Genomic DNA, 26,758 nt, shown 5'->3' on the forward strand with positions numbered 1-26,758 from the left:
GTTGTTAATTTATGAATGTTATTTTATTAAACTCTGAAAATTTTATTAATAAAAATGCAGAAAACACTTACCAGCCACAGGCTTGTATTTATGATGAAAAAATCATTCATCATGTCATCTCGGTGCTGGGGGCTAAGGCTGGTGATGAGCTAAAAGTTGGTGAAATTGGTGGCAATCTGGGTGTGGCAACAATTGAGCGAATTGATAATAAGCAATTGATTTTAAAAGATATTTATCTTGACACACCACCTCCACCAAAACTTGAGATGACTGTTGTTTTGGCACTGCCACGCCCCAAGGTATTAAGGCGGTTGATGATGGATATGGCGGCGATTGGCGTTCGGCATATTGTGCTGGTTAATAGCTTTCGCACTGACAAATCCTACTGGTCATCGCCACATTTGGCACGGCTTGATGAGTATCTTATCGAGGGGCTGCAGCAAGGTGTGGATACGGTATTGCCAACTTTGACACTGGCTAGGCGATTCAAGCCTTTTGTGGAGGATCAATTGCCTGCCTTGATTGGTGATGGGCAGGCGGTGGTGGCACATCCGTATGCACAGGTTGGTTTTGGGCAGTTTGTCAGTTCTTGTGTGCCGAGCGTTATATTGGTTGGGGCTGAAGGGGGATTTATCCCTTATGAGATTGAGCTGCTTGCCAGTGTTGGGGTGGTGGCTGCAAGTTTGGGCAGGCGTATTTTACGCACCGAGGCGGCGGTAAATGCTTTGCTGGGGCGGTTTTTGTCAGCTTGTTAATCTACTTTATAAGCGGTTATGATTTATGTAAAAAACGGCAATTGCTATGTGCAACTGCCGTTTTTTGAGATTATTTATTATCCAGTTGGCGATAGTTGATGTAGGGAACTGGCTGAATGGTTTTGTTGTTTGGCGTGGTGTATGACAGTGCCTTGATGTCCTCTGCCAGCTGATTGCCCAGCTCGCTGTAACCCTTGTGGGTAAAATGCACGCCGTCTTTGGCAGCTTTGCCACTGCGAATCCAGTTCATCATTGAGCAGCTACCTCCCATTGCTGCTTGCCAATCCCAAAACAAAGTTTGTTCATCTTGGGCGGTTTGTCGCTGAATCTGCTGAATGGCAGACAATCCACTTGGGCGTGTGCCACAGCCACCACCAGTGCTTCGCAGTGCTTCGGGTGCAGAGACAATCATGATGGCTGCATTGGGTGCGGCGCGGCGAATTTGGCGAATGCGTTCGCTTAGCACCGCTTGCACACGCTCTGCTGATACGCTGTTGTAGCCTTCGTTGGTGCCATAGGCTAAAATAATCAAATCAGGGGCAATTTCTCCCAATTCATTTTGCCAAGCGGTGTCATTCCAACGATTCCAGTGGGACAGTTCAGCTCCGTTAATGCCCAGTGCTGATACGATGGCTCCTGTTTGGGTTTTTGATTTGCCCCACCAGCCACCGATGGCAGTGCCAGAGACGCTGCCTTGTGCAGTGATGGTAAAGGGTAATTTGGCATCAAAACTGACCTGTTGCCAAGTGCTATTTTTGATGGGAGCGGCGATACTAAAGTGGTTGCCATCGCTGTCAATACCAATAAGCTCACCATCATTGGCTGCTTGGCGAATGCTGACTGTCATGGTTTGGGTTGGTTCATAGCCCTTGGACTTAATGGTTAGGCTGCTGCCTGTGTGATTGGGCTTGGCAATCAGACCGCCAAGTGTGTAATTTTCGTTTTGATTGCGGCGACTAGAAATGGCTGTCCATTGGTTGTTGTCATAGCCATAGCGAGCCAATCTTTGACCACTAAAGTACATGGGCATTGCCCAGCCCATGCCACCATTGCCATAGCGTTCCTGAAGATTGTTGCGTAGAGCGTCCGTCATGCTATCGCCTGCAGTATGCGAGTCGCCAAGCTGGACGATGTGGATATTATTGCTTGCCAGTGCGTTCAATAATTTGTTGGTATTTGGCTCATTATAGTTGGTCAAAAAACCACCCCAAGCAGCCATATTTGTCAGCGATAAGGCACAAAGTGCAAACAGTTTTTTCATAAATTTACTCGGTTAATCTGTGATAATGGTCAGCTCATCTTGTAGGGCTTTTGCAATCAGTTTTTGCCCTTGTACGCTAAAATGAATGCCATCGGAGCTACGCATTTTAATTGATTTTCCATCTTTTACAAGATAATCATTGTAAATATCGTTGCTGGTACCTAACAGTTCGCGTGCGTCCAAAACCTTGACATCGTGGCGTTGCAGCTCGGTTTTCATGACGGCAGTTAAATAAATCATCTGTTCATTTAGTTTTGCTTTTTTCATATTTGGTGGTGTGATCCAGATGACTTTTACGCCGTAGTTTTTGGCAGTATTAAGAATGCTTGCCATGCGAGCTTGATAGCCCGCTTCCCATTGTGGGGTCTGAAATTTCAACTGACCGCCATTGGTTAGGTCGGGCATATCCCATGGATCATTTGGCCCCAAAAATACCGCCAAAATCTTGATATTGGCATTATTTGCCAAAGTTTCTTCGATGGTTTTTGGCCAGTTAAATAGGCTTGGATAAGCAAGTCCTGTGCTTTGTTTGGATAGATTTACTGATTTTATATTGTAATTTTTTTGAAGATATTGCTGCACATGCGGTGCAACGCCTTGCATCATAGAGTCTCCAGCAAAAAAGATTTCATCACCAGTCCGCAGAATATACGCATCTGTAGTGGATGCTTGTATGTTAGATGCTTGGTCTTGTGCTTTGGGGGCTTGATTGGACTGTATCAGCTGCTGCTTGGCAAGATATTGCGGAGTATAGGCAAAATTTTTATTAAAATAATCAACCACTTGTTGATTTTTATTCACGATATTATCGGTGAGTTGACCATGCCAAGCGTATAATTGATTGCCGATTTCGCCGCCTTTTTTCCATGCGTTAAATTTGTTTAGGTACAACAAGGGGCTGTCTTTGTGGTAGGTTTGCAGATAATAGGCATTGACCGAGTTTTGCATGACCCATAGGCACAATGCCGCAAAAAAGCACAGCACCGCCAAAAGATAGCTGTAGCTTTTTGAGTGCATATAATCCACAGGATAGTCATCTAGATTGATATGCTTGGCTGTGGGGTATGTTGGCAGATTGTTGTCCGTTGATGGTTGCTTAGAAATTGGCATAAATAAACCCCGGAATCCCTGATGGTGCAAAGATAATGACTGTTAATAACCCAATGAGCAATAGGCCGATGATGACAACCTTTGGCAGGTAGGAGAAAAAACGCACAATGGCAGGCGTGTGGCGTGTGTACCACGGATAAATAAGCCACGCAACCACAAAAATCGCCAGCATATACAAAGGATTGGCACTCCATGCGATGTTTTGACAATTAAATGCCAATGCCTGAAAAATCTGCGTAGCGTCATTCCAGCTGCTTGCTCGAAAAAACACAAAGCAAAATGCCACAAAATTGATGGTGAAAAAAATACCCAGCATTTTGCCCAGCCAGCCTTGCCGATAAAGGGCATTGCGTGCGGTTTTTGGGGTGCTTTTGTAGAGGATTTGGTGCAGCTTGTCGGTGCAGTTTAGCAGTACAATCGCCAAGCCGTGCAACAATCCCCACAGCAAAAAATTAATGCTTGAGCCGTGCCAAATGCCAGATAATCCCATGGCAATCATCAGATTGATTTGTGTTTTGGCAAAGCCGCCACGGCTACCACCCAAGGGAATATAAATATAATCACGAATCCATGTGGATAGACTGATGTGCCATCTGTCCCAAAAAACACGAATATTATGGGCGATGAGTGGCGCTTTGAAGTTTATGGGCAAACGAAAACCGAGCAATAAACCAAACGCCACCATCATCTCGCTATAGCCCGAAAAGTCCAAAAATAACTGCAAAGTGTAGGCATAAATCGCCACCAGTACTTCTAGGCTATGGTATTGCATGGGGTTGGCAAAGATTGGATTGACCCAATTGTCAGCCAACCAACCTGCCAGCCACCATTTTTTGATTAATGCCAACAAAATCAGTGCCAGAGCCACAGTCGGCAACAAAATCCGCCGTGGTGCGATGGTGCGGATTTGTTCGCTCATGCCACAGGGTTTGCCCTGTATGTCGGTCAATCCTGCTGCTGATTTGGCACGAGCGATGGGGCCTGCACTGATGGTGGCAAAAAATGACAAATGCTGTAGCAGCTCCATAAAGCCAAAGCGTGGCGTTTGTTCGTCCTGCTGATAGCGACCGACCATGTAGCTTATGCCCTGAAATGAATAATAAGAAATGCCCAGCGGAAAGATGATATTTGCCATCAAGCCTGACGAATCAAGCTGCAGGGCATCTAGGCTTAGCTGAATTGTTTGTTTGAAAAAATCATAATATTTAAATACGCTAAGGTTGAGTAGGGTGAAAATTACACCAAGGGCGAGCCATCGCTTTTTAAACTGACTGCGATCCATCATGTTGGTGATAAAAAATACCAAAACGGTGTAGATAAATAATATTAAGACGGCTTGCCAGCCTGCCATCAGATAGACAATCAAGTAACTTAGGCAGCTAAGTAGCAGATTTTGGTATTTGGGTCTATGGCGAAACAACCAATAAATCGCCAAAAAACCAATAAATAATAACGAAAATTCTATGGATAGAAATGAAAACATGGGTTGATTTCACTCCGCATCAGAGCGTATAAATATGGATAAATTTTGAACTATTTTATCATATTGTTGTTTTATTGTTAATATGTATGGTTTAAAAATTGCACGCATTTTGAGCAACTTTTTAATATTTTATCAATATAATTTTTATTTATTAACAATAAAAAAGCAGGCAAAACCTGCTTGATGATCGGATTGATAAGACTGGCTAATCACTAAGTTTATTTGCCAGTAAATGCAAATACCGACCCATTTGCCGAAATGGCATCATGCGTGCGTATTTTAGCTCCATTTGCACCACAGCATCAGGGTTATTCAGTCCACCTCGTTTTAGCGGTGCATAATCAGAAAAAACACGAATCCCTGAACACAGTATGATTTGATAGCCATGTTGATTTAGCCAGTTTTCGACAGTGTCGGCAGCCACAGGGTGATTGGGTGTGAGGCTTTTGTTGTCGGCTGGGCGTGGCGTATCCAGCTGATAAAAATTCCCCATCACCAGATTGCGATAAATTTTACTGGCAGGGTTATAAAAGCACAGCGAAAGTATGCCATCTTTTGCCAAAAATTGATCAAAAAATGCCATGATTTTTTCGGGTTCGCCAAGCCACTCAAGCAAGGCATGGCACAAGATTAGGTCAAATTTTTCACCTGCAAGTTGCTCGCTTAGCTGCTGATAGGGGCAGTTAATGATACGCAGTTTTTGCTCAACGCCGAGTGCTTTGGCGTTATCTTTTGCCATCTGGAGCATATTGGCAGAGATGTCGTTGATGGTAACTTGATGATTTTTGGCGAGCATGAGGCTCAATTGTGCCAATCCTGCTCCGACATCCAGTACACGCAGGCTATCTTTTGGGTGGTTGGTGATGGCTTCGTCAATATCCTGCCAAAGTACGGCAAGGCGAATGCGGCCTTTGATGCCGCCATAGACTTTTTTGGCAAAATGCTCACTGATGTCGTCAAAATTTCTATCGCTGATGTGCTTGGTCATGTTAATCTTTTGTAAAAGTTGAACGGATAAATGTATCTGTGCATTTTGTTGGGTTTATTTTGATTATTTGTTGGCTAAGCTGTGCTATAATGAGCTGGTTTATCAAGTAGATTAATGCCTTATTATAGCACAGCCAGATGAGTATGGGCTTATTTTATGGCTGACATAAGGGCAGGTTGCTTGAACAGAAAAACTAAATAGCGATGAGTATCACGATGAAAAAATCTACCATCAAAGTTATTGGCGTGTCAGCAGCATTGGCATGGGCATTGGCAGGTTGTGATGAGCAGCCAAAAACACAAGATGTCGCAGTTGCTGAACCTGTGGTGCAAAAGCTGGATTCGGTATGCGAGGACAGTGCCTTAAAGAGTCGATTGGATTTGTCTATCAAAAATGCCATCTTGTCAGCGGCAATGAATCGTTTGGTAGGGTTATCGCCAGAGCAAAATTTGGCAACCCAAACCGCATTAAATCAGCGACTAAATACAGTGCGTATTGACAGTCAAAATCCGACAAATTTTGCTGACAGTTGCATGGTTGATGTTGCAATTGCCATTGATAATCAAGATTTGGTCGCAGCGGAGTATGCTTTTGCTCAGTCAGGGGCGACTTTGTTGCAACGAGCCACTCAAGATCAGGTTGAGTTAAATAATGGCACAATTGTCGCCAAGCAAGTTACTTATCAGCTGGTTGGTGGCGATGTGGTTATGTATAACAACAATCACAATGCCATTAATTTGATTGCTGATATTTTGTTGGCAGCGGTGGGCAATACGCAGGTTGATATGAGCAATGCGACTTATGGCGTAAGCAAGCCTCAGGTGGTTGAGCGTATGCCATCGCAACCAGCACAGATAAACAGTGATGCTCAAATCACCACTCGAATCGAACGCCAAAACTCTGCTGCAGATGCAGCTCATGACAATCAAGCGGTACGCACGCCAACAGGCAATCGCACGCCATCACATGAGTTGCCCAGAACCAGACAGCCAGAACAAAAAGCACCTGCCAAAGTAGCCGAGCCTACCGAGTCCGCCAAGGCTCAAGCGAGCAACCAGCAGCCAGCAATTATCAGCAAACGCAGCACTCAAGCTCAGGCTCAGATAAACTCTGCCAAAACAGCAGAGGCTGCCGAAAAAGCACAAGCCAAGCCAAAGCCTGCCGAAGCTCGCTCTGCCGATACATCGTCTGCCAAATCACCAGCCGAGCCAAAGCAAACCGAACAAACAAGCGATGGTATTACCATTGTTGAGACCAATGAAACCTACTAAGTTTGTCAAAGTGTGGTGATGTCAAATAAAGCCTTGTAAAGGGGCTTTATTTGTTTTGTTACAGTATTATCAAAAATACCCCTTTTTGTTGATTTTGTGTTACAATCAGGTGATATTTAATCATTGATGATTTGGAGACTGTGATGAATTTGCCCCGTAATAAGTTTGCTCAAGTGATGCCAGCGATGATTGCAGTGGCGTTGATGGGCTGTAATGATTCTGCTAAGAGTACCGATACTGCTGAAAAATCCAGCAATCAGGCGGTCAAAACCCAAGAAAAAGCCAACAAAAAGGTGGCAATTTCGGCAATTGTTGAGCATCCTTCGCTAAACGATATTCGCTTGGGTGTGATTGATGGTTTGGCGAGTTTGGGCTATAAAACTGGCGAAAATCTGACAATTAATTTTCAGTCTGCACAGGGCAGTATGGCAACCGCAGGACAGATTGCCAAGCAGTTTGTCGCTGACAATCCTGATGCAATCGTTGCCATCACCACACCAACTGCCCAAAGTCTTGCGGCAGCAACCAGCAGCATTCCTTTGGTTTATACGGCGGTATCAGACCCTGTGGCTGCCAAATTGATTGATGAAAATAATCAAGCCAAGCAAGCCAACATTACAGGTCTGTCAAGCCAATTACCTCTGGAGCCACAGATTGAATTGTTCAGCAAAGTCAAGCCAGAAGCCAAACGCATTGGCTTTGTATATAGCCCAGGCGAGGCAAATTCGGTGGCAATAAAAAATCAGCTGCTTGAGCTTTTGCCAAAATACGGCATGACTTTGGTGGATGTGCCAGCAAATCGCTCAAGCGATGTTGGTGATGCGACCCGTTCTTTGGCTGGCAAGGTTGATTTGCTATACACATCACTGGATAATGGCGTAGCATCAGCGATGGAATCAATGGTGCAGGTGGCAAATGAGCTAAAAATTCCTGTCATCACCTCTGATGAATTTTCGGTGCGTCGTGGAGCAACGGCTGCTTTGGGCGTGAATGATTATGACTTTGGTTTGGCAACCGCTAAGTTGGTCGCCCAAGTATTAGATGGCAAAAAAGCCAATGAAATCAGCCCAGCGGTAATGAACGAGCTGACCTTGTTTATCAGCCCAAAACACGCTGCAGCACAAGGGGTTACTGTTGATTTAACCAAACTGCAAGACAGTATTAATGTAGATACCATGCCTGCTCGCCAAGCACAAAACTAACCGCCAATCAGTGGGTTAGCCAGCCCAAAGCAGGCTTGGTGTTTTGGTGTGATTGTAAATATCACTCACCACAAACAAAGCAAGTCTGCCTAGGTGATTAATTGTATATTAAGAGAGTATTATGAAAAAGTTATTAAAAACCACTTTATGTGCCAGCCTTGCAGCACTGCTGCTAAGTGCCTGTGGCGATAAGACCACCAACGAAACCGCCGACAAGGCAGCTGATGATGCCAAGCGTGTTGCCATTACCGCCATTGTTGAGCATCCTGCTTTGGACGCGGCTCGTCAAGGTGCGTTGGAGCAGCTGGCTGCCGAAGGCTTTAAAGAAGGCGAAAACTTAACGGTGAATTTCCAGTCAGCACAGGGCAACATGGCAACTGCAGGACAAATTGCCAAGCAGTTTGTCGCTGACAATCCTGATGCGATTTATGCCATCGCCACACCATCAGCCCAAGCGATCGCCGCTGCCACTTCAACGATTCCTGTGGTATTTTCGGCGGTTACCGACCCTGTGGAGGCAAAGCTGGTGAATAATTTACAATCATCTGGCAATAACATTACAGGTGCTTCTGATGTTTTGCCTTATGAGCCACAAATTGAGCTGATTCGTCAGCTGATTCCAACGGTAAAAAATGTTGGCTATGTTTATAGCCCAGGCGAGGTTAATTCAACCGTTGTCTTAAAAAATCTCAAAGAAAAACTTGCTCCGCTTGGCATTGCAGTTATCGAGGCACCAGCCCAAAAATCCAGCGACATTACACAGGCGGCAAACAGCTTGGTTGGCAAGGTTGATGTTATCTATACCTCAACTGACAATAATGTCATCAATGCTTATGAGGCACTGTATCAAGTGGCAAAACAGGCAAAAATCCCCTTGATTTCGGCGGATACCAGCACTGTTGAGCGAGGGGCGGTGGCAGCCATGGGTGTGAACTATACTGATTTGGGCAAACAGGCGGGCAAAATCATCGCTCGTGTGCTAAAGGGTGAAAAACCTGCCGATATTCCTGTCTATATTTCAGAGAATTTGGATTTGTACATTAGCAAAAAACACGCCGCCGAACAAGGCGTACAGTTGCCACAAGAAGTGCTGGACAGAGCAACCAAAGTCATTGATTGATTTTGTCGTGTGGATTTTTGGTTAATTTTGTGGCATATTTTCTTTTGTGCTACAAACTTCAAGCCCAAGCGGTATCAACTGCTTGGGTTTTGTACAAATGATAATTCTATTGTGCCAGTGATTTTGGTATAATAAGCATTTTTTGATGGCGAGTAATGCCCATGAGTTTGATTGCGTTATTTGGGGCGCTAGAAAGCGGTCTGATTTATGCCTTGATGGCACTTGGTGTGCTGATTTCTTTTCGGATTTTGGATTTTCCAGATTTGACAGCGGACGGCAGTTTTCCTTTGGGGGGTGCGGTTGCAGGCGTGGCGATTATTGCTGGATTTAATCCGTGGCTTGCCTGTCTGTTTGGCATGGTGGCAGGCATGGTGGCAGGCATGATAACTGCTTGGCTGCATGTCAAATTGGGTATCTTGCATCTTTTGGCAGGTATTTTGATGATGACTGCCTTGTATTCAATTAATCTTAGAATCATGAACGCTCCCAATTTATCACTGCTTGGCGAGCCGACCGTATTTGATGCAGTGTCGCAATTTGGTACGCCTGCCAAAATTGCCGTGGTCGTTGCCATTGTGATTGTTGTCAAACTGCTTTTGGACTGGTTTTTTTCAACCGAGACAGGGCTTGCGATGCGTGCTACAGGCTCAAACTTACGCATGGCACAGGCTCAAGGCATCAACACTTCAGGGATTATTATTCTGGGCATGGCAATCTCCAATGGACTGATTGCGTTGTCAGGTGCGTTATTTGTGCAGACGCAGGGCTTTGCTGATGTGTCTATGGGTATCGGAACCATCATCATCGGTCTGGCGGCGGTGATTATTGGCGAGGCGGTATTGTCAGCCAAACGCATTTTTTGGATTACTTTGTCGGTATTATTAGGTTCGGTGATTTATAAGTTGTTTGTGCAATTGGCGATGTCTAGCGAGCTGTTGCGTGATGTGGGCTTTCGCTCGCAAGATTTGAATCTCATCACTGCTATTTTGGTGATTATTCTGCTTGTGTTGTCAGGTTATAAGCACAAGCTGGTTGGCAAACGCAAGACAAAACAATAGGAGTGCCACTTATGATGCAAGCAACTGATTTACGCCTGACATTTAATGCAGGTACACCAATTGAAAACCCTGCCTTGCAAGGACTGTCTTTATCAATCGCCAAAGGGGAATTTGTTACCGTCATTGGCACCAATGGTGCGGGCAAATCCACTTTTTTAAACGCCATCAGTGGTGCGGTGCGTGTTGATAGTGGCAGCATAAAAATCGACGGGCAAGAGGTGAGTCATTTGCCCACCCATCGCCGTGCAGGGCAAGTGGCACGAGTATTCCAAGACCCGATGGCTGGCACTTGCGAGGCTCTCACCATCGAAGAAAATATGGCATTGGCATTTAAGCGTGGCGGTGTGCGTGGCGTGTCAGGAGCATTAAATGCCAAAAATCGCGAGCTGTTCCGTGAAAAATTAGCCATCTTAAAACTCGGTCTAGAAAATCGCCTCACCGACCGCATGGGGCTGCTGTCAGGAGGCCAAAGGCAGGCGGTGAGCTTATTGATGGCAAGTTTGCAACCATCAAAGATTTTGTTGCTTGATGAGCATACAGCGGCACTCGACCCAAAGACGGCAGCTTTTGTGCTGGATTTGACCGACCGAATCATCAGTCAGGGGCAGCTGACCGCAATGATGGTAACGCATTCAATGCAGCAGGCATTGGCACACGGCACACGCACTGTGATGCTGCATCAAGGCAAGGTGCTGCTTGATGTCTCAGGCGAGGCTCGTAAGGGCATGACGGTGCAGGATTTGTTAGACTTATTTACTCAAACTCGTGGCGAAAAGATTAGTGATGATAGTTTGATACTGGGCTGATATCCATAGCCCATCAAGCACTTAGGCAAAAGCTTAAGTGCTTTTTTATTATTAAGAAAATTTGTTTTGTCAAAAATTTTTGTTGCTATGGGGTATTTTTTATAAATTACAAGGAAAGAAAATAAATTTAAATTTTTATAATAAAAACAATATCTTACAAATAAATATTGAGACAAATTTGTTTTTTTATTGAAAAATTATCCAATGCCTACCATATAATCGCTAACAATGCAATAAGATAATTTTAAGTATTAATTTTTAATTAAACTTAATAAATTATCTGACAAAAATTTTGAGGACGATAATGAATTTTGACAAATACACACGCACATTGCAAGAGCTGTTGCAAAAAGCTCAGAGCTTGGCTGGCGATCAGCAGCATACAGCGATTGCCCCTGTGCATTTATTAACGGTGGCGAGTGAGCATCAGACGGCAGTGGCGATATTGCAGGCGGCACAGGCGAATATGCCAGTGCTAAGCAATCAAGCCAAAACATTGTTATCGCACCAAGCCATCATTACTGGTGCAGCACAAGTGGGCATTTCGCCCGAGACCGTAAGAGTGTTGGAGGCAGCCGAAAAATACGCAGCCGAAGCAGGCGATGATTATGTGGCGGTTGAATGGTTGCTGCTTGCGTTGTTCTATGACAAAACAACGCACAAAGCACTGGTGGCAGCAGAGGTGAATGAGCAGCAGTTAAAACAAACAATTATGAAAATCAGAGGAGATGAAACAGTGAATAATCAAAACAGCGAACAAAACAGACAAGCACTCGAAAAATACACCATTAACTTGACCGAGCGAGCGGCAGCTGGCAAACTTGACCCTGTTATTGGTCGTGATGACGAGATTCGCCGTACGGTGCAGGTGCTTTCACGCCGTACCAAAAACAATCCTGTATTGATTGGCGAGGCAGGTGTTGGTAAGACCGCCATTGTTGAGGGCTTGGCACAACGCATCGTCAATGGTGAAGTGCCAGAGAGCCTACGAAACAAGACGGTACTGTCTTTGGACATGGGGTCGCTCATCGCAGGGGCAAAATATCATGGCGAGTTTGAGGAGCGGCTAAAAGCTGTGCTAAATGAGCTATCTAAGCAAGACGGCAATGTGATTTTGTTCATTGATGAGCTGCACACCATGGTTGGTGCGGGCAAAACCAGCGGTGCGATGGACGCGGGCAATATGTTAAAGCCTGCCTTGGCACGAGGTGAATTACGCTGTGTGGGTGCGACAACGCTTGACGAATATCGCCAATATATTGAAAAAGATCCAGCACTGGAGCGTAGATTTCAAAAGGTATTGGTTGATGAGCCGAGTGTTGAGGACACCATTGCGATTTTGCGTGGTTTAAAAGAGCGTTATGAGCTGCATCATGGGGTGAAAATTCTGGATTCGGCAATCATCGCTGCTGCCAGGATGAGTCATCGTTATATTACCGATCGCCAATTGCCAGATAAGGCAATTGATTTGATTGATGAGGCTGCCAGCCGCATCAAGATGGAGCTAGACAGCAAGCCTGAAAGTCTGGATAAATTAGATCGCCGTATCATTGCTCTAAAAATGCAGTTAGAAGCGGTAAAGCACGAACAAGACGCAGGGGCAAAATCGCAAGTAAATTCATTGCAGGCACAGATTGACGATGCCCAAAAGCAGTACGATGAGCTTGAGCAAGTCTGGCGAGCCGAAAAAGCAGGCGTGGAAAAAAGCAAGACTTTGCAAGCCAAACTTGATGCAGCACGCATCACGCTGGATAAGGCACTAAGAGAGGGTGATTATGCTCGAGCGTCCCAGTTGCAGTACGGTGAAATTATTGAGCTGCAAAAACAGTTAGAAGAGCAAAGTGATGAAGGTCAGACGCCAAAATTGTTACGCAACAAAGTCAGCGATAACGAAATTGCTGAAGTGGTATCGGCAGCGACAGGCATTCCTGTTGCCAAAATGCTGCAAGGTGAGCGTGATAAATTGTTGGCAATGGAAGCGGTGCTGCATGAGCGAGTGATTGGGCAAAATGAGGCGGTCGTTGCCGTGGCGAATGCCGTTCGCCGCAGTCGCTCTGGTCTGTCAGACCCGAATAAACCAAGCGGATCGTTCTTATTTTTGGGGCCGACTGGCGTTGGCAAGACCGAACTTACCAAAGCACTTGCCAATTTCTTATTTGACTCCGAAGAGGCGATGGTGCGTATTGACATGAGTGAGTTTATGGAAAAGCATAGCGTTTCTCGTCTTGTGGGTGCGCCTCCGGGCTATGTGGGCTATGAAGAGGGTGGTATCTTGACCGAAGCGGTACGCCGCAAGCCATACAGTGTGGTATTGTTTGACGAGGTGGAAAAGGCACACCCAGATGTGTTTAATATCTTGTTGCAGGTGCTTGATGATGGCCGTCTGACTGACAGTCAGGGTCGTGTGGTGAATTTCAAAAACACCGTCATCATCATGACTAGCAATTTGGGTAGCCAAGCAATCTCTGCAGCACCTGATGCTCCTTATCAGACGCTAAAATCAGCGGTCATGGAGTCGGTAACGGCACATTTTCGCCCAGAATTTATCAATCGCATTGATGAGATTGTTGTATTTCATGGCTTGGGTCAGGAGCAGATGGCTGGCATTGCAGAGATTCAGCTGGAAAGATTACGCAGTCGCCTAAAAGAGCGTGAGCTTGGGCTGGTGCTAAGCGATGAGGCGATGCAACACTTGGTGGCGGTGGGCTATGATCCTGTATTTGGTGCCAGACCGCTCAAGCGTGCCATCACCCAAGAAATCGAAAATCCACTGGCACAGCTTTTGTTGTCAGGTGCATTCGTGGCAGGCGAGGTGATTTCTGTTGAATGGCGTGAGGGCAAATTCGCTTTTGAGAAGTTGCGTTTTAGCTGATTTGATAGCTGGACATGACTTCCCGTGTGATGGGTTTTGCCCGCTCAAGCGTGCAAAACGGAGAAACCATTATGGTAGAGATTTTACCATGAACGGTTTTTCCTAATTGCAAGGCTTCGTAGGAAGCTGTTAAGCTGCTCATTGATGGGCAGCTTTTTTCCGTTATTTGCTAATAATAACCAACAACGGTTGATATGCCAATCCCAGCAAAATGAGCTAGGGTGAGATTGCAAAAGTTATGCTTGTGAAAAGCACATTTTATTTGGCATAAACTGCTCATGATGCTAATCTAAGATACGCAGTGTTGGTTTATTATCAGTGGGCTTGTCGTTATCTTTGGGTGAGGGCTGATATCCGTCATATTCACTGGGGTCAAAAAATGTGATTTGTTCAGAATTTTCCTTGGGATAAATAGCCATAACCGCCTGCATGGGAATCCACAATTTGTGCGAAACGCCACCAAAGCGAGCCTCAAAGCTGATGGCATCATTGTCAATGTGTAGATTTTGGGTGGCTGCATAAGAGATTGCCAGCACCAAGCGTTCATCAATTGCATACTCAAGCGGTGCCACAAGCTCGGCATGGCTAGCATCAACCAAGAGATAAGCGGTATAATCGTTATCCTCAATCCATTCGTGCATGGCTCGTATGATGTAAGGGCGTTTTGGAGTCATGATATGTCCTCAAAATTGATACTGGATAAAAAACTTTTGCGAGAAAATTGCTCGGTCTGATAGTCAAGTAGTGGCTTAACCAAATGCGTGGGCAGGCTGATGTTCATTTGTGGCAATCGCCAAAGCAGCGGCAAGAGCAATACATCGCACCAGCCAAAATCATCTGACATAAAATAAGGCCGATAACCAAACAAGGGGGCGAGAGTTACCAAAGAATCGCACAGGGATTTTTTGGCATGGTGTGCCTGTATTTCATCAAAGCTATCAGGGTGGGTAAGTAGCGTATACCCCTGACTGAGCCAATCTTTTTGGATTCGCCAAGCCAATTGCCGCATTTTGGCACGCTCACTGGGCATGGCAGGCAACAAGCGAGGTGCTTGATGGCGTTCTTCCAAATATTCAAAAATAACATTAATTTCATACAAAGCGACATCGCGATTGACCAAAATCGGCAAAGTATGATAGGGATTGAGTTCAATCAGCTCTTCGGGTCGTTCGTCTTCGATAACAATCAACCGATAATCCAGCTGTTTTTCTTCAAGCAATAAGCGAACCACATGGCTGTTTAGCCCATGGTCGGCATAGAGTGTAAATTGTGTTGAGAAACAATGTGCTGAATTTGCCATGATGATTCATGATATGGTTTAAGTTACTAGTTTAGCAAAATTTTTATTTAAAGTCTGTATTTTCTTAAAAAAATCCAAATCTTAAAATTGTGTGATTGATGGCAAAATGTCAAGCTGCATTGGTGCTGCACTAAGGTCAATAAAAATGACCGATGGTTGGCATCGGTCATTAATGGTACGGCTTGGCAATTTATTTGACATCTTTCCAGAATTCTTTGTTGAGCAGATAAACTGGAATCAACAAGATTAGTAGAAATAAGATGACATATGCACCATAGATTTTGCGTTGATGACGCACAGGCTCAGCCATCCATGCCATGAAGTTTACCAAGTCGCCAACGCGTGATTCGTACTCTTGTTTGCCCAACTCTTGTTGCAAATTCATCAGCACATGAGGCATGGCAGCGTTTGCAAGGACAAGGTTGTTTGCTCCCCAAGGACGGCTTGGGTCTTCATAAAAAGACAGCAAGTAGGTATATACCCAATCATCACCACGCAGACGAGTCTCAAGCGACAAATCTGGCGGAGCTGCACCGAACCACTGCCCTTGTACTTCAGGGTCAATGCCAGCGGTGATGTGATCGCCAATTGACTTGCTGGTAACCATCAAGTATTTTTCGACCAATTCAGGTGGAATGTCCAAATCTTTGGCGATGCGTGAATGACGAACATATTGTGCTGAATGGCAGCCTGCACAATAGTTCATGAACATTGCTGCACCTCGTTGTAGCGAGCCTTTGTTGGTCAAATCAATCGGTGCTTTGCTACATTCTAGGGTAACGGTTGTGCCATCAGCTTCGGTATAAGTGCCACAGCCTTTGGCAGCGGCAGCCATGGCATTGGTGCTAGCAAAAGCACCAGCGGCGACCAATACTGCACCTGCACCAAATTTAATCAAAGAATTAAGTGCTTTCATTAGTGGCCTCCTGTAACGCGTTCTGGTGGTTGTTTGCATTTTTCAATTGATGTATAAATCGGCATCAATAAGAAATACAAGAAGTACAGTATTGTACAGATACGACCAATAATGGTTGCTGTTGGGGTAGAGGCTGTACCGCCCAAGTAACCCAGAATGATAAAGCTAATAACAAAGATGGCCAAAGCGATTTTTGACAAAATGCCCTTGTAGCGGATTGAGCGAACAGGCGAACGATCAAGCCATGGCAGGACAAATAGTACGGCAATCGCTGCACCCATTGCAATGACTCCACCCAGTTTGTGCGGTACGGCACGCAAGATTGCATAAAATGGCATATAGTACCACACAGGGGCAATCAGGGGCGGTGTTTTTAGAGCATTGGCAACTTCAAAGTTTGGTTTTTCTAAGAAATAGCCACCGCCTTCAGGGACGAAAAATACCACAGCAAAGAAGCAGATAAAGAATACCACGATACCAACCATATCATGTACGGTGTAGTAAGGGTGGAATGGTACGCCGTCAAGTGGTACGCCGTTTTTGTCTTTGAGTTTTTTGATGTCAATGCCGTCAGGGTTGTTTGAGCCAACATGGTGCAAGGCAACCAAATGCATAAATACCAAACCAACCAACACCAGCGGAATGGCAATGACATGCAGAGCAAAGAAACGGTTCAGAGTAATGCCAGAGATTAGATAATCACCACGCACCCATTCTGACAGACCATCACCGATAAACGGAATGGCAGCAGGTAGGTTTAGGATAACTTGAGCACCCCAAAACGACATATTGCCCCAAGGTAGCAAGTAGCCAAAGAAGCCTTCTGCCATCAAGCATAGATAGATGGCCATACCAATAAGCCAAACTAACTCACGCGGCTTTTTGTATGAGCCATACATCAGACCACGGAACATATGTAGGTAAACTACGATAAAAAACGCCGAAGCACCTGTTGAGTGCATATAGCGAATTAACCAACCACCTTGAACATCACGCATGATATACTCAAGCGAAGCAAATGCCCCTTCGGCACTTGGGTTGAACATCATGGTCAGCCAGATACCTGTTACCAGCTGGTTTACCAAAACGACCATCGACAGCACACCGAAAAAATACCAAAAATTGAAATTTTTTGGTGCGTAGTATTTGGACATATGGTATTCATAAGTTTCGGTTGCAGGGTAGCGTGCATCCACCCAGCTCATGAACTTTTTCGCGATACTCATGATTAAGCCTCCCCAACGGTCAAGATTGTACCTTCGATGCTATAGATTGGCACTGGTAGGTTTGTAGGGGCAGGTACGCCACTATAAACGCGTCCAGCCAAGTCATATAGCGAGCCATGGCAAGGACAAAAGAAGCCACCAAACCAGTCAGCACCGCCCAAATCTGCCGCACCGACCTCAGGGCGGAATGTTGGTGCACAACCAAGATGCGTACACACACCCTCTACAACCAAGATTTCAGGTTGGATTGAGCGAGTTTCATTTTTGCAGTCTTCGGGCTGAACGGAGGCTTCAGAATTTGGATCGCTAAGTTTGGGTGTAACTTTGCTTAGATTTGCCACCATTTCTTCGGTGCGTTTGACGACAAAGATTGGCTTGCCACGATATTTTAGGGTAACCATTTGACCTTGCTCAATGCCAGCGATGTCTTGGGTAACAGCTGCACCCGCTGCTTCGGCTTTGGCACTTGGGTACCAAGATTTGACAAATGGAGTGGCAATCGCACCAACACCAACCGCACCGATGGCGGCGGTGGTTGCGATAAGGACTCTACGGCGTTTCACATTCACGCCTTCGGCATGGCTCATTAAAATTTCCTCCAGAGAAAGAATGGGGATATTCCCATACTGGGTGTGTGGCTATTATGAGAAACAATTTATCACAACAACCACATTTGCTGTGCCTATGTTTATTTAATATGACTATTTTAAGCTATTTTTGTAATAAAAGAAATTGTTCAGCGACAAAGTTGGCAAAAAAAGTCATAAAATTTTTGTTGATTTGATAAAAAAGTCAATTTTATAAAATAATATTAACTTATCAATTTATAAAATCTATAAAAAGCAACTATTTTGCTAAAAATTTATCGCTACAATGTTACCATATTTTAAGAAATTTTTCTGCATTGTTTGATGAAAAATTGCACAAAAGTACAAAATTTTCTTAGAATATTAGCTAGGCTTGGCGGAAGTGATAAGGTGCTATTTAAATTGTGAGGGTGATTGGTGTAATAAAGAGGGCGGTGAGGCTTGTGTGTTTTGATTAAAAAAACAAAAACCCTCAAATGAGGGCTTTTGTACAACCAAAACGGTATTAACGCTTTGAGAACTGTGGACGACGGCGTGCTTTGCGTAGACCAAGTTTTTTACGCTCAACTTCACGAGCATCACGAGTAACGAAGCCAGCTGCTTTTAGTGCAGGTTTGTAGCTTTCGTCAGACTCAATCAATGCACGAGTGATACCGTGGCGAATTGCACCTGCTTGACCGTTAATACCACCACCAACAACAGTGATATACAAATCAACACTGTTGGTTAGTTCAAGTAGCTCTAGTGGCTGACGAACAACCATGCGAGAAGTTTCGCGACCGAAGTATTCGTCCAATGATTTACCGTTTACAACAATGTTACCTGTGCCTTTAGACAAGAAAACACGAGCGGTAGAAGTCTTGCGGCGACCAGTGCCGTAATTGCGTTCCATAATGTCTCCTTAGATGTCTAGTACTTGAGGTTGCTGAGCTGTGTGCGGGTGTTCGCTACCTGCATACAGTTTTAGCTTTTTAATCATTGCATAACCCAAAGGACCTTTTGGTAGCATACCTTTGACGGCTTTGAACAATACATCTTCAGGCTTGTGAGCAAGCAGTTTGGTGAAATTGGTTTCTTTGATGCCGCCTGGGTAGCCAGTGTGGCGATAGTATTTTTTGTCCTGAGCTTTTTTGCCAGTTACAGCAATTTTGTCAGCGTTGATAACAACGATATAATCGCCAGTATCTACATGCGGTGTGTATGATGGCTTGTGTTTGCCACGCAGACGAGAAGCAATTTCAGAAGCTAGGCGACCTAGAGTTTTGCCTTCAGCGTCCACGACATACCAGTCATGTACAACTTCAGCAGGCTTGGCACTGATAGTAGTAGTCATATAAAACCTATTTAGTTGAGTTTGAGAGTAATACAAATAAAAATCTCAAGCATGGCTTGATTTTATTTGTTTTTGGAGTTGGGAAACGAAGGGCTCTCAAAAAACAGCGACCATTTTACCAAATTATGCTGGCATTGTGCAACTGTTTTTTAAATTTTTAAAATTGACTGCTATTTTATTATTGGCAGGGCAATCACAATCGGCAAGCTGGTGAGTTCAAATAATCCTTGTGTGCGGTGGATTATTCTTTGTCGTTTTCTTTTTTGTCTTGCTTGTCTTTTTTGCCTGTGATGGCTTTGCCGACAGCGATGCCGCCTTTGACGACACCTTTGGTGGTTTTGTAGGCGATTTTGGCAGGGGTGGTAACAACTTTATGCACGCAGGCAGACAGCAATAAACAGGTGGCTGTGATAATAAGCAGGCGAATAATTTTCATGATAATATCAATAAGCAAAAGACTTATAATAAGCGATAATGACAAAAAATGCAATTGGCAAGGTTTGTTTATCAGTGGGCGAATTTGTCATAAAACTGTGCTAAAATAACGCCAAATTTATTTGGCTTTATGTCGCTGACAAATTTAACAAGCGATAAAAATCGGAAATCTTGAATGAATACAAGCACTTATACTTATCCTAAGACTTATGATGTGATTGTCATTGGTGGTGGTCATGCTGGCACGGAGGCGGCACTTGCAGCAGCTCGCATGGGCGTGGCGACTTTGCTAATTACGCATAATATTGAAACTTTGGGTCAGATGAGCTGCAACCCTGCCATTGGCGGCATTGGCAAATCGCATTTGGTGCGTGAGGTTGATGCCTTGGGAGGTGCGATGGCACTGGCAACGGACAAGGCAGGCATTCAGTTTCGTGTGTTAAATAGCCGAAAAGGAGCAGCGGTGCGTGCCACACGGGCTCAAGCCGACCGTATTTTGTACAAGGCAGCAATTCGCCATGTGCTAGAAAATCAACCAAATCTGGATCTGTTTCAACAAGCGGTTGATGATGTCATTGTCGAAAATGGCCGAGCGGTCGCTGTGGTAACTGCAACTGGCGTGCGTTTTAACACGCATACGGTGGTGCTGACTTCTGGGACTTTTTTGGGTGGGGTGATTCATATTGGCTTGCAGCACCAAAGCGGCGGTCGGGCAGGGGATATGCCAGCGATTCGCTTGGCAGATCGTTTGCGTGAGTTAAAGCTGCCAGTCGGTCGGCTAAAGACGGGCACGCCAGCACGCATTGATGCACGCACGGTGGATTTTTCGGTCATGCAAGTCCAAGAGGGCGATACGCCTTTGCCTGTGATGAGTTATTTGGGTGATGTATCCATGCACCCTAGACAAATTCCTTGTTATATTACGCACACCAATGAGCGTACGCATGAGATTATCCGTGCCAATTTGGACAGAAGTCCGATGTTTAGTGGCAAAATCGAAGGCGTTGGACCAAGATATTGTCCTTCTATTGAGGATAAGATTCACCGCTTTGCTGACAAAGATAGCCATCAGATTTTTATTGAGCCTGAAGGGCTGACAACGCATGAATTGTACCCAAATGGCATCTCAACAAGCCTGCCATTTGATGTGCAGGTGGCATTTATCCGTAGTATGCGTGGGCTTGAAAATGCTCATATCACAAGACCGGGTTATGCCATTGAATATGATTATTTTGATCCACAAAATCTCAAGCCAACACTTGAGACCAAATCAATTGATGGGCTGTATTTTGCAGGGCAAATCAATGGCACAACAGGTTATGAAGAGGCGGCAGCACAGGGTTTGTTGGCTGGGGCGAATGCAGCCTTGGCGGTGCAGCAAAAAGAGGCATGGACACCAAAACGACACGAGGCTTATTTGGGCGTGTTGGTTGATGATTTAATCACGCATGGCACCAATGAACCATACCGTATGTTTACCAGCCGTGCCGAGCATCGCCTGCTGTTGCGTGAGGATAATGCCGATGAGCGTCTGACAGCCATCGGATACAAATTGGGTCTGGTGGATGAAATACGCTGGGCAAAATTTAACCAAAAAATGGAAGATATTGCCAGCGAAACTGCTCGCTTGACAGAGATTTGGGCAACGCCAAACAACGCCATCGGCAAGGCGTTCATGGCAAATACAGGCGAGATGCTAAGCAAAGAAAATACACTGCTGGATTTATTAAAGCGTCCAAATATCGGCTTTGCTGACATTGCCAAAGTGTCAGACAGCACGGTTGCTGCCGAAGTTGGTGAGCAAATTGAGATTGCTGTAAAATATGCAGGATACATTGAGCGGCAAAATGACGAAATTGAGCAAATCAAACGCCTTGAAAACACGCCTTTGCCGATGGATTTTGATTATCAGGCAGTATCTGGGCTTTCTAATGAAATTGTCCAAAAACTTAGCCATATCAGACCTGCCACACTTGGGCAGGCAAGCCGTATCAGTGGCGTTACCCCTGCGGCGGTGAGCCTGCTTGCCATGACGATTAAGAAGTTACAAAAAATGCAAGCCTTAAAATAATCAGTCATGTTGCTTGCTTTGATTGACTTGAATTGGTAGTTTATTTGGGGTATTGTTATGTTGGCGGCCGTCATCTTTGCTGTATCAATCACCATGCCAAACTTGCTATTAATGGCTTTGGGATTTTTTATGCAAAGACGAATGCAAGTCAGCGATGGTTTTGTTGAGACAGCCTCAAACCTTGTTTTTAATTACTGTTTGCCTTGTTTGCTGTTTTTTAGCGTCATTGGCAGCGAGGCACAAATTGCCAGCCAATCGGTGCTATTAACCGCAGGGACGATTAGCACTTTGCTGTTGTTTATTTTGGCAGAATTGTACGCCAAATGCTTCGTGCCAAATGTTGCTGATAAAGGGGTGTTTGTGCAGGGCGTATTTCGCTCCAACATGGCAATCATTAGTCTGGCAACCGTTGCCAATGCTTATGGCAAAACAGGGCTTGGCATCGGTGCGGTTTATATGGGCGTGATTACCATTTTGTATAATGTGCTGGCGGTGATTACGCTATCACGCACCAAAAAAACCACAGGCGGTCTGATGGTGCAAATAAAAAATATCGCCATAACCATCGCCAAAAATCCTTTAATCATCGCTTTGGTTGCTGCGTTTATTTATAAGGGGCTTGCTCTGCCAGCTTTGCCAGAATTTATCCAAAAAACAGGCAGTCTGCTCGGGGCGGTGGCATTGCCATTGGCGTTGATTTGTGCAGGGGCAACTTTGGATATGAAATCGATGCTCAGTCCATCAGGGTTGTCGATGCAGGCAAGTCTTGGGCGAATTGTTATCGCTCCTTTGACGGCGGTGCTGATTGGTTGGCTATTTGCTTTATCGCCAATGCAAATGGGCGTGCTGTTTTTGATGGTGGCAAGTCCTGCAGCGGCAGCAAGCTATGTCATGGCAAAAGCAATGGGCGGCAACGATGTGTTGGCGGCAAATATTTTGGGTTTTACCACCGTTTTTGGCATGATTGGCATGGCGGTGGGTATGGCGGTCTTAAGAATGCTTGGCTGGGCATAAATTGATTGATAGACGCTGCCTAGCTTTGCCCGCCACTTATCACAATCTACAAACGCCAGCACCAGAGAGCGTACTGTTACCACCTGCCTGTTTTTCTACGGTAATTTCGGTATCAATGCGCTCTTTTAGGCTGGCAACATGGCTAATGATGCCGATGCTTTTGCCACTTTGTTGCAGCTCAAACAAGGTATTTAGTGCCAAATCAAGTGCTGCCTCGTCCAGCGTACCAAATCCTTCGTCCAAAAACAGCGATTCAATTTGTACATTTTGGCTATTTATTTGTGCCAGACCCAGTGCCAACGCCAGCGAGATGATAAAACTTTCGCCGCCAGAGAGGTTTTTGCTGCTACGCACCGCATCGCCTTGATGTTTGTCAATCACCAGAATTTCCAATGACTTACTATGGTCGCCGTCAAAACTAAGTAGATAGCGATCGGTCATTTTACTCAAGACAATATTGGCATGGTGCAGCACCATATCAAGCGTCAGCCCTTGTACAAAATTGCGATATTTCTTGCCATCGGCTGAGCCAATCAGCAGATCTAATTTTTCCCAAATACTGTTTTCTTGTTGCTGATTGTTAATCTTTAATAATAAATCTTGTTGTTGATTTCGGTTTTTATTTTCCAGTTCTTGGCTTGCAAGCAGCGTGCCGATTTGCTGGTTGGTAATGGCAAGATGCTGTTGAATTTCTTGTATTTTTTCTTGAATATTATTAATGTTTAATTTATCAATATGCGGATAATCCTGTTTGATTTTTGATAGCTTTTCTGTGTTATCTGCCAAAAATATCTCCGCTTGATTCAATTGATTGTGCAGATTTTCTGAATGGTTTTGTAATGATAGTAACTCTGTATCGGGTAATTGCGCTGCCAAAAACGCATTCTCGTCAGTCAGCTGTAGCTGATTTAATGCTTCAGCAAATCGCTGCTTGGTGTCATGAAGTTTTGTACCAAGGTCTGTCAGTGCCTTTTCGTTGCTGCTGATGTACGCCTGATTTGCCTGTAGGTTTGTGGTATCGTGATGTAGCTTTTGTAAAATCTGCTCTTTTTCGCTGCGTTTATTGTTAATTTTTGATTGATAATCATCGTCCACCTTGTCAGCATTTTGAGCATTTAATAATTGCTTTCGCTGCTCAATAAGCACAGTTAGATTCTGAGCGGTAGAATTAACAAGCAATTGATGTTTGTCATAAGTTGATTTGCTTACAGCTAATTGATTTTCTAGTGTTTTTATCTTAGCATTTAGATAACTTAGCTTATTTTTTTGTTGGTTTAGTAGTTGATTTAATGTTTCGGAATCTACGAGCTTGGCATTAAGTTCGGCATGGGTTTTTTCAAAATATTGTTTTGTTTTACTTAATAAATAATTATCAATATCCGAAGGTAGGTTAATGATATCAGACAGCGGCTGATTGGGTGATATTGTATCGATATCAACTGGCAAATCCTTAGGCGTGATGTCATTTAGATGTATCTTTAGTGCTTGTAGTAGCTCGGTGGAATCGTTTTTTTCTGCCTGATGTTCGTGGTGAAATTGCCAAATTTGTTGCACAAGTTGCAACAAGCTCGGCATTGTGTTATTGCTAAGCTCAAAGTGGTTTTGATTGGTTTGCTTAAGCAACATATCAGTATCTTGCTTAAGCGTTTCACCATTTTGCTGAATATTTGCCAGATTTGTCAGCAGTTTTGTCAGTTCGTTATTTTGCTCATAGAGTTCATCAAAGTGCATTTTTGCCTTATTGAGCATCAATTCGGTTTGTTTGATGTCATTGCTTGTTTGTTCAAGTAGTCGCTCAATACCATCTTTGTCCGCCTGATGTTTCGTTGTAAATTGCTGATGAATTTTCTCCCAAATTTTATCACTTTCTTGGGTGCTTGTTGTTAGTTTATTGATTAGATTTTCTAATTTATTATAATTATTTTCTAGGTGGATTGTGATGCTGTGCAACTCTTGAGATTGTTCGCCATGCAGCGTGCTGATTTCCTCAAATTCTCTGGTGTGTGCGTGTAATTGCTGCTCGGCAACTTCGGCTTTTAAGTCATTAACACGCTCTGGCTGTGATTTGTAAGGGTGATCGGTGCTACCGCACAAAGGGCAACGATCCCCTTGCTTTAGCTGTTCAAGCTGCTTTTTCATTGCCAGAATTTGCTTGCAAAGGTCAAAATTTGCTTGGCTCATCTGCCATAACTCTTTGGATTTTTTTAATTTTTCCTTACTTACAGCCAAAGCATTGGTAATCTCTTGCTCCTTTTGCTTTAGTCTTGTTTGTTCTAGCTTGGCTTGATTGATTTCATCTTGCATGCTTGCTTGCTGTTGATACAGTTGATAAATTTGCTCAAGCAGGTATAGCTTGTGAGTGCTTGTCTTAAGCTCTTCTTGTTTTTCTGTGAATATTTGGCGCAGCTTACCATCTGCGTAGTCCTTATTATTAAGTTTTAGTAAATTAATGATTTTTGTTTTTGTTTGATGACTTTGTTCAAGCTGGCCTAGTTTTGCTTGCTTGGTTTTTTGATAATCGCTGCGTAATTGATTTAACTTGGCTAGATTTTCTTGCAGTTTTTTGCGATCAATGAGCTGCTGCGTATGCGTGTGTTGCAAGGTATTAATTAAAGTGGTGTATTGAGAGCGATATTGATTGTAAGTATTTAATTTTTCTGATAAATTTTCTGATTGCAGTTGGTTAATTTGCTGTTTGGTATCTTGTGTTTTTTCTGTCAGTTGGGCTTGCTCTGCCAGTGCTTGCTGCAATTGGTCGTCAATATTTGTTTGCTGATATTGATAATCTGTTAAGATTTTTTGTTGGCTGGCTTGCTCATGCTGTAGTGCTGTTATCTCTTTATCCAGTGAGCGAGCCTGTGCCAGCATGGGTTTGGCTTGTTCGTATGCTGCCATTAGCTGTGCGAGCTGTTGCTGGCTGTTTTGGTAATCTTGCTGATTTTTGTTTAGATTTTCTTGTAAGTTTTTTAGTTCATTATTAAGAATAATAAGTTCAGCATTTTTTTGCTCGCACGCTTGTTGGTATTCTTGCAATGCTTGATAGATTGGCGTATATTCCTTAACTTTTTTGGCAAGGTTGAGCCTTGATTGATTGGGAGAAAATTCCTCAAGCTCTTGCTGAATTTTATTAACTTTATCTTTATAAACCGCCACTTGATTTTGTAAATTGTCATATTCTTCGACAAGTTTTAACGAATCGCTTAGCTTGCTTAATTCTGCCTCAAGTTTGCTTTTATTTTGCTGATTTTCTTGCAGGGCGTTACTGAGCTTTTGATACTCTTCTTCGCTCAAAATATCAATATCGCCAAGTTTTTCTTGTAGATTTTTTAAAATATTTACTTGCTGTTTGTGTTTTTCAAAGGCGGCTTGACTGATTTTGGCATAGATTTGAGTGCCAGTGATTTGCTCAAGAATCTGCCCTCGTTCACTGGCATCGGATTGCAAAAATGCAGCAAACTCTCCTTGTACCAGCATGACAGAGCGGGTGAATTGCATTTTATTCATGCCCAAAATCTGTTCAATTTTTTTGCCAACCAGACTTGCTCTTTCTTCTAAAATTTTGCCCTTGTTGTCTTGACTGTGGCTTAACTCACTGATTTCACGATGGATATTTTGCAGCTTGCCATCGCTTTTTTGTTTGGCACGACGCTGCGACCAGCTGGCTTGGTAGATTTTGCCATTGGCACGAAAAATTACCGTGCTTGAGGCTGTGGCAGTACCGATGCTCATCAGTTCATTTTGGTTTGCTGAGATATTCAGGCGAGGGGTTTCGCCATATAGAGCAAGGCAGATTGCGTCCAAGATGGTGGTTTTGCCAGCACCTGTCGGCCCTGTGATGGCAAATAAAGCATGGTTGTTGAAGGCTTCATCTTCAAAATCGATTTGCCATTTGCCTTTTATTGAGTTGATATTCTCAAAAATTAATTTTAAAATTTTCATCAATAACCACC

At 44.1% G+C, this 26,758-nt stretch carries 22 protein-coding genes; 9 read left to right on the plus strand and 13 right to left on the minus strand.

Annotation, left to right across the window (positions count from 1 at the left end; translation table 11 throughout):
- The first annotated feature begins 11 nt into the window (after positions 1-11).
- On the plus strand, positions 12-755 hold the full coding sequence (locus BW928_RS00620) for a 16S rRNA (uracil(1498)-N(3))-methyltransferase (protein WP_076554306.1): 744 nt from the start codon (positions 12-14) through the stop codon (positions 753-755).
- Positions 756-825: 70 nt separating this feature from the next.
- Here the strand turns inward: BW928_RS00620 and BW928_RS00625 are convergent, their stop codons facing one another.
- The 4 genes from BW928_RS00625 to BW928_RS00640 form a co-directional block, all read right to left on the minus strand.
- Positions 826-2,016, minus strand: a complete 1,191-nt coding sequence (locus tag BW928_RS00625; RefSeq protein ID WP_076554308.1) for an SGNH/GDSL hydrolase family protein — start codon at positions 2,014-2,016, stop codon at positions 826-828.
- 12 nt (positions 2,017-2,028) lie between these two features.
- The gene (locus BW928_RS00630; protein ID WP_076554310.1) at positions 2,029-3,126 is read right to left on the minus strand and encodes an SGNH/GDSL hydrolase family protein; all 1,098 of its coding nucleotides are present in this window, start codon (positions 3,124-3,126) and stop codon (positions 2,029-2,031) included.
- Entirely contained in the window at positions 3,113-4,609 is a 1,497-nt protein-coding gene (locus BW928_RS00635; RefSeq protein WP_076554312.1) for an MBOAT family O-acyltransferase, read from the minus strand. The genes BW928_RS00630 and BW928_RS00635 overlap by 14 nt, the downstream gene beginning before the upstream one ends.
- A 205-nt stretch (positions 4,610-4,814) precedes the next feature.
- Positions 4,815-5,597, minus strand: coding sequence for a methyltransferase domain-containing protein (locus tag BW928_RS00640; RefSeq protein ID WP_078309866.1), 783 nt, complete (start codon positions 5,595-5,597; stop codon positions 4,815-4,817).
- A 215-nt stretch (positions 5,598-5,812) separates the two neighbouring features.
- Between BW928_RS00640 and BW928_RS00645 the strand changes: the two genes are divergently transcribed.
- The 6 genes from BW928_RS00645 to clpB all read left to right on the plus strand — a co-directional run bounded on the left by BW928_RS00645 (position 5,813) and on the right by clpB (position 13,926).
- The gene (locus BW928_RS00645) at positions 5,813-6,868 is read left to right on the plus strand and encodes a hypothetical protein (RefSeq protein WP_076554318.1); all 1,056 of its coding nucleotides are present in this window, start codon (positions 5,813-5,815) and stop codon (positions 6,866-6,868) included.
- Between the two features lie 143 nt (positions 6,869-7,011).
- Positions 7,012-8,070: an ABC transporter substrate-binding protein gene (locus BW928_RS00650; RefSeq protein WP_076554319.1), complete on the plus strand. Its 1,059-nt coding sequence runs from the start codon at positions 7,012-7,014 to the stop codon at positions 8,068-8,070.
- A 121-nt stretch (positions 8,071-8,191) separates the two neighbouring features.
- Positions 8,192-9,190 carry an ABC transporter substrate-binding protein gene (locus BW928_RS00655; RefSeq protein WP_076554320.1) on the plus strand — a complete coding sequence of 333 codons (999 nt, stop codon included), beginning with the start codon at positions 8,192-8,194 and terminating at the stop codon, positions 9,188-9,190.
- Between the two features lie 161 nt (positions 9,191-9,351).
- Positions 9,352-10,248, plus strand: coding sequence for an ABC transporter permease (locus BW928_RS00660; RefSeq protein WP_076554484.1), 897 nt, complete (start codon positions 9,352-9,354; stop codon positions 10,246-10,248).
- Positions 10,249-10,259: 11 nt separating this feature from the next.
- Positions 10,260-11,054 (plus strand): ABC transporter ATP-binding protein, encoded by a 795-nt coding sequence (locus BW928_RS00665; RefSeq protein WP_076554321.1) that lies wholly within the window; start codon positions 10,260-10,262, stop codon positions 11,052-11,054.
- Between the two features lie 304 nt (positions 11,055-11,358).
- On the plus strand, positions 11,359-13,926 hold the full coding sequence (gene clpB / locus BW928_RS00670; RefSeq protein WP_076554322.1) for an ATP-dependent chaperone ClpB: 2,568 nt from the start codon (positions 11,359-11,361) through the stop codon (positions 13,924-13,926).
- 284 nt (positions 13,927-14,210) lie between these two features.
- Here the strand turns inward: clpB and BW928_RS00675 are convergent, their stop codons facing one another.
- From BW928_RS00675 to BW928_RS00710, 8 genes are all read right to left on the minus strand, one after another.
- Entirely contained in the window at positions 14,211-14,600 is a 390-nt protein-coding gene (locus tag BW928_RS00675; protein WP_076554323.1) for a stringent starvation protein B, read from the minus strand.
- On the minus strand, positions 14,597-15,226 hold the full coding sequence (locus tag BW928_RS00680; RefSeq protein WP_076554324.1) for a glutathione S-transferase N-terminal domain-containing protein: 630 nt from the start codon (positions 15,224-15,226) through the stop codon (positions 14,597-14,599). The genes BW928_RS00675 and BW928_RS00680 overlap by 4 nt, the downstream gene beginning before the upstream one ends.
- Positions 15,227-15,416: 190 nt before the next feature.
- Positions 15,417-16,142, minus strand: a complete 726-nt coding sequence (locus BW928_RS00685) for a cytochrome c1 (RefSeq protein WP_076554325.1) — start codon at positions 16,140-16,142, stop codon at positions 15,417-15,419.
- Positions 16,142-17,347: a cytochrome b gene (locus tag BW928_RS00690; RefSeq protein WP_197719011.1), complete on the minus strand. Its 1,206-nt coding sequence runs from the start codon at positions 17,345-17,347 to the stop codon at positions 16,142-16,144. Before BW928_RS00690 ends, BW928_RS00685 begins: the two co-directional genes overlap by 1 nt.
- Before the next feature lie 23 nt (positions 17,348-17,370).
- A complete protein-coding gene (gene petA, locus BW928_RS00695; protein WP_076554327.1) occupies positions 17,371-17,955 on the minus strand; it encodes a ubiquinol-cytochrome c reductase iron-sulfur subunit in 585 nt (194 codons plus the stop codon).
- A 505-nt stretch (positions 17,956-18,460) separates the two neighbouring features.
- Positions 18,461-18,847: a 30S ribosomal protein S9 gene (gene rpsI, locus BW928_RS00700; RefSeq protein WP_076554328.1), complete on the minus strand. Its 387-nt coding sequence runs from the start codon at positions 18,845-18,847 to the stop codon at positions 18,461-18,463.
- Positions 18,848-18,856: 9 nt separating this feature from the next.
- Positions 18,857-19,288 (minus strand): 50S ribosomal protein L13, encoded by a 432-nt coding sequence (gene rplM, locus BW928_RS00705; RefSeq protein ID WP_076554329.1) that lies wholly within the window; start codon positions 19,286-19,288, stop codon positions 18,857-18,859.
- A gap of 241 nt (positions 19,289-19,529) precedes the next feature.
- Positions 19,530-19,724, minus strand: coding sequence for an NF038104 family lipoprotein (locus BW928_RS00710; protein WP_076554330.1), 195 nt, complete (start codon positions 19,722-19,724; stop codon positions 19,530-19,532).
- 174 nt (positions 19,725-19,898) lie between these two features.
- Between BW928_RS00710 and mnmG the strand changes: the two genes are divergently transcribed.
- Both mnmG and BW928_RS00720 read left to right on the plus strand, forming a co-directional pair.
- A complete protein-coding gene (gene mnmG, locus BW928_RS00715) occupies positions 19,899-21,794 on the plus strand; it encodes a tRNA uridine-5-carboxymethylaminomethyl(34) synthesis enzyme MnmG (RefSeq protein ID WP_076554331.1) in 1,896 nt (631 codons plus the stop codon).
- A 57-nt stretch (positions 21,795-21,851) separates the two neighbouring features.
- The gene (locus BW928_RS00720; protein WP_076554332.1) at positions 21,852-22,808 is read left to right on the plus strand and encodes an AEC family transporter; all 957 of its coding nucleotides are present in this window, start codon (positions 21,852-21,854) and stop codon (positions 22,806-22,808) included.
- Positions 22,809-22,847: 39 nt separating this feature from the next.
- On the opposite strand, the gene BW928_RS00725 is transcribed toward BW928_RS00720, so the two are convergent.
- Positions 22,848-26,747 (minus strand): SbcC/MukB-like Walker B domain-containing protein, encoded by a 3,900-nt coding sequence (locus tag BW928_RS00725; protein ID WP_076554333.1) that lies wholly within the window; start codon positions 26,745-26,747, stop codon positions 22,848-22,850.
- Between the last annotated feature and the right edge of the window lie 11 nt (positions 26,748-26,758).

Origin of the sequence: Moraxella cuniculi DSM 21768, from assembly GCF_900156515.1 — a bacterium.
GTDB classification, from domain to species: Bacteria; Pseudomonadota; Gammaproteobacteria; order Pseudomonadales; family Moraxellaceae; genus Moraxella; species Moraxella cuniculi.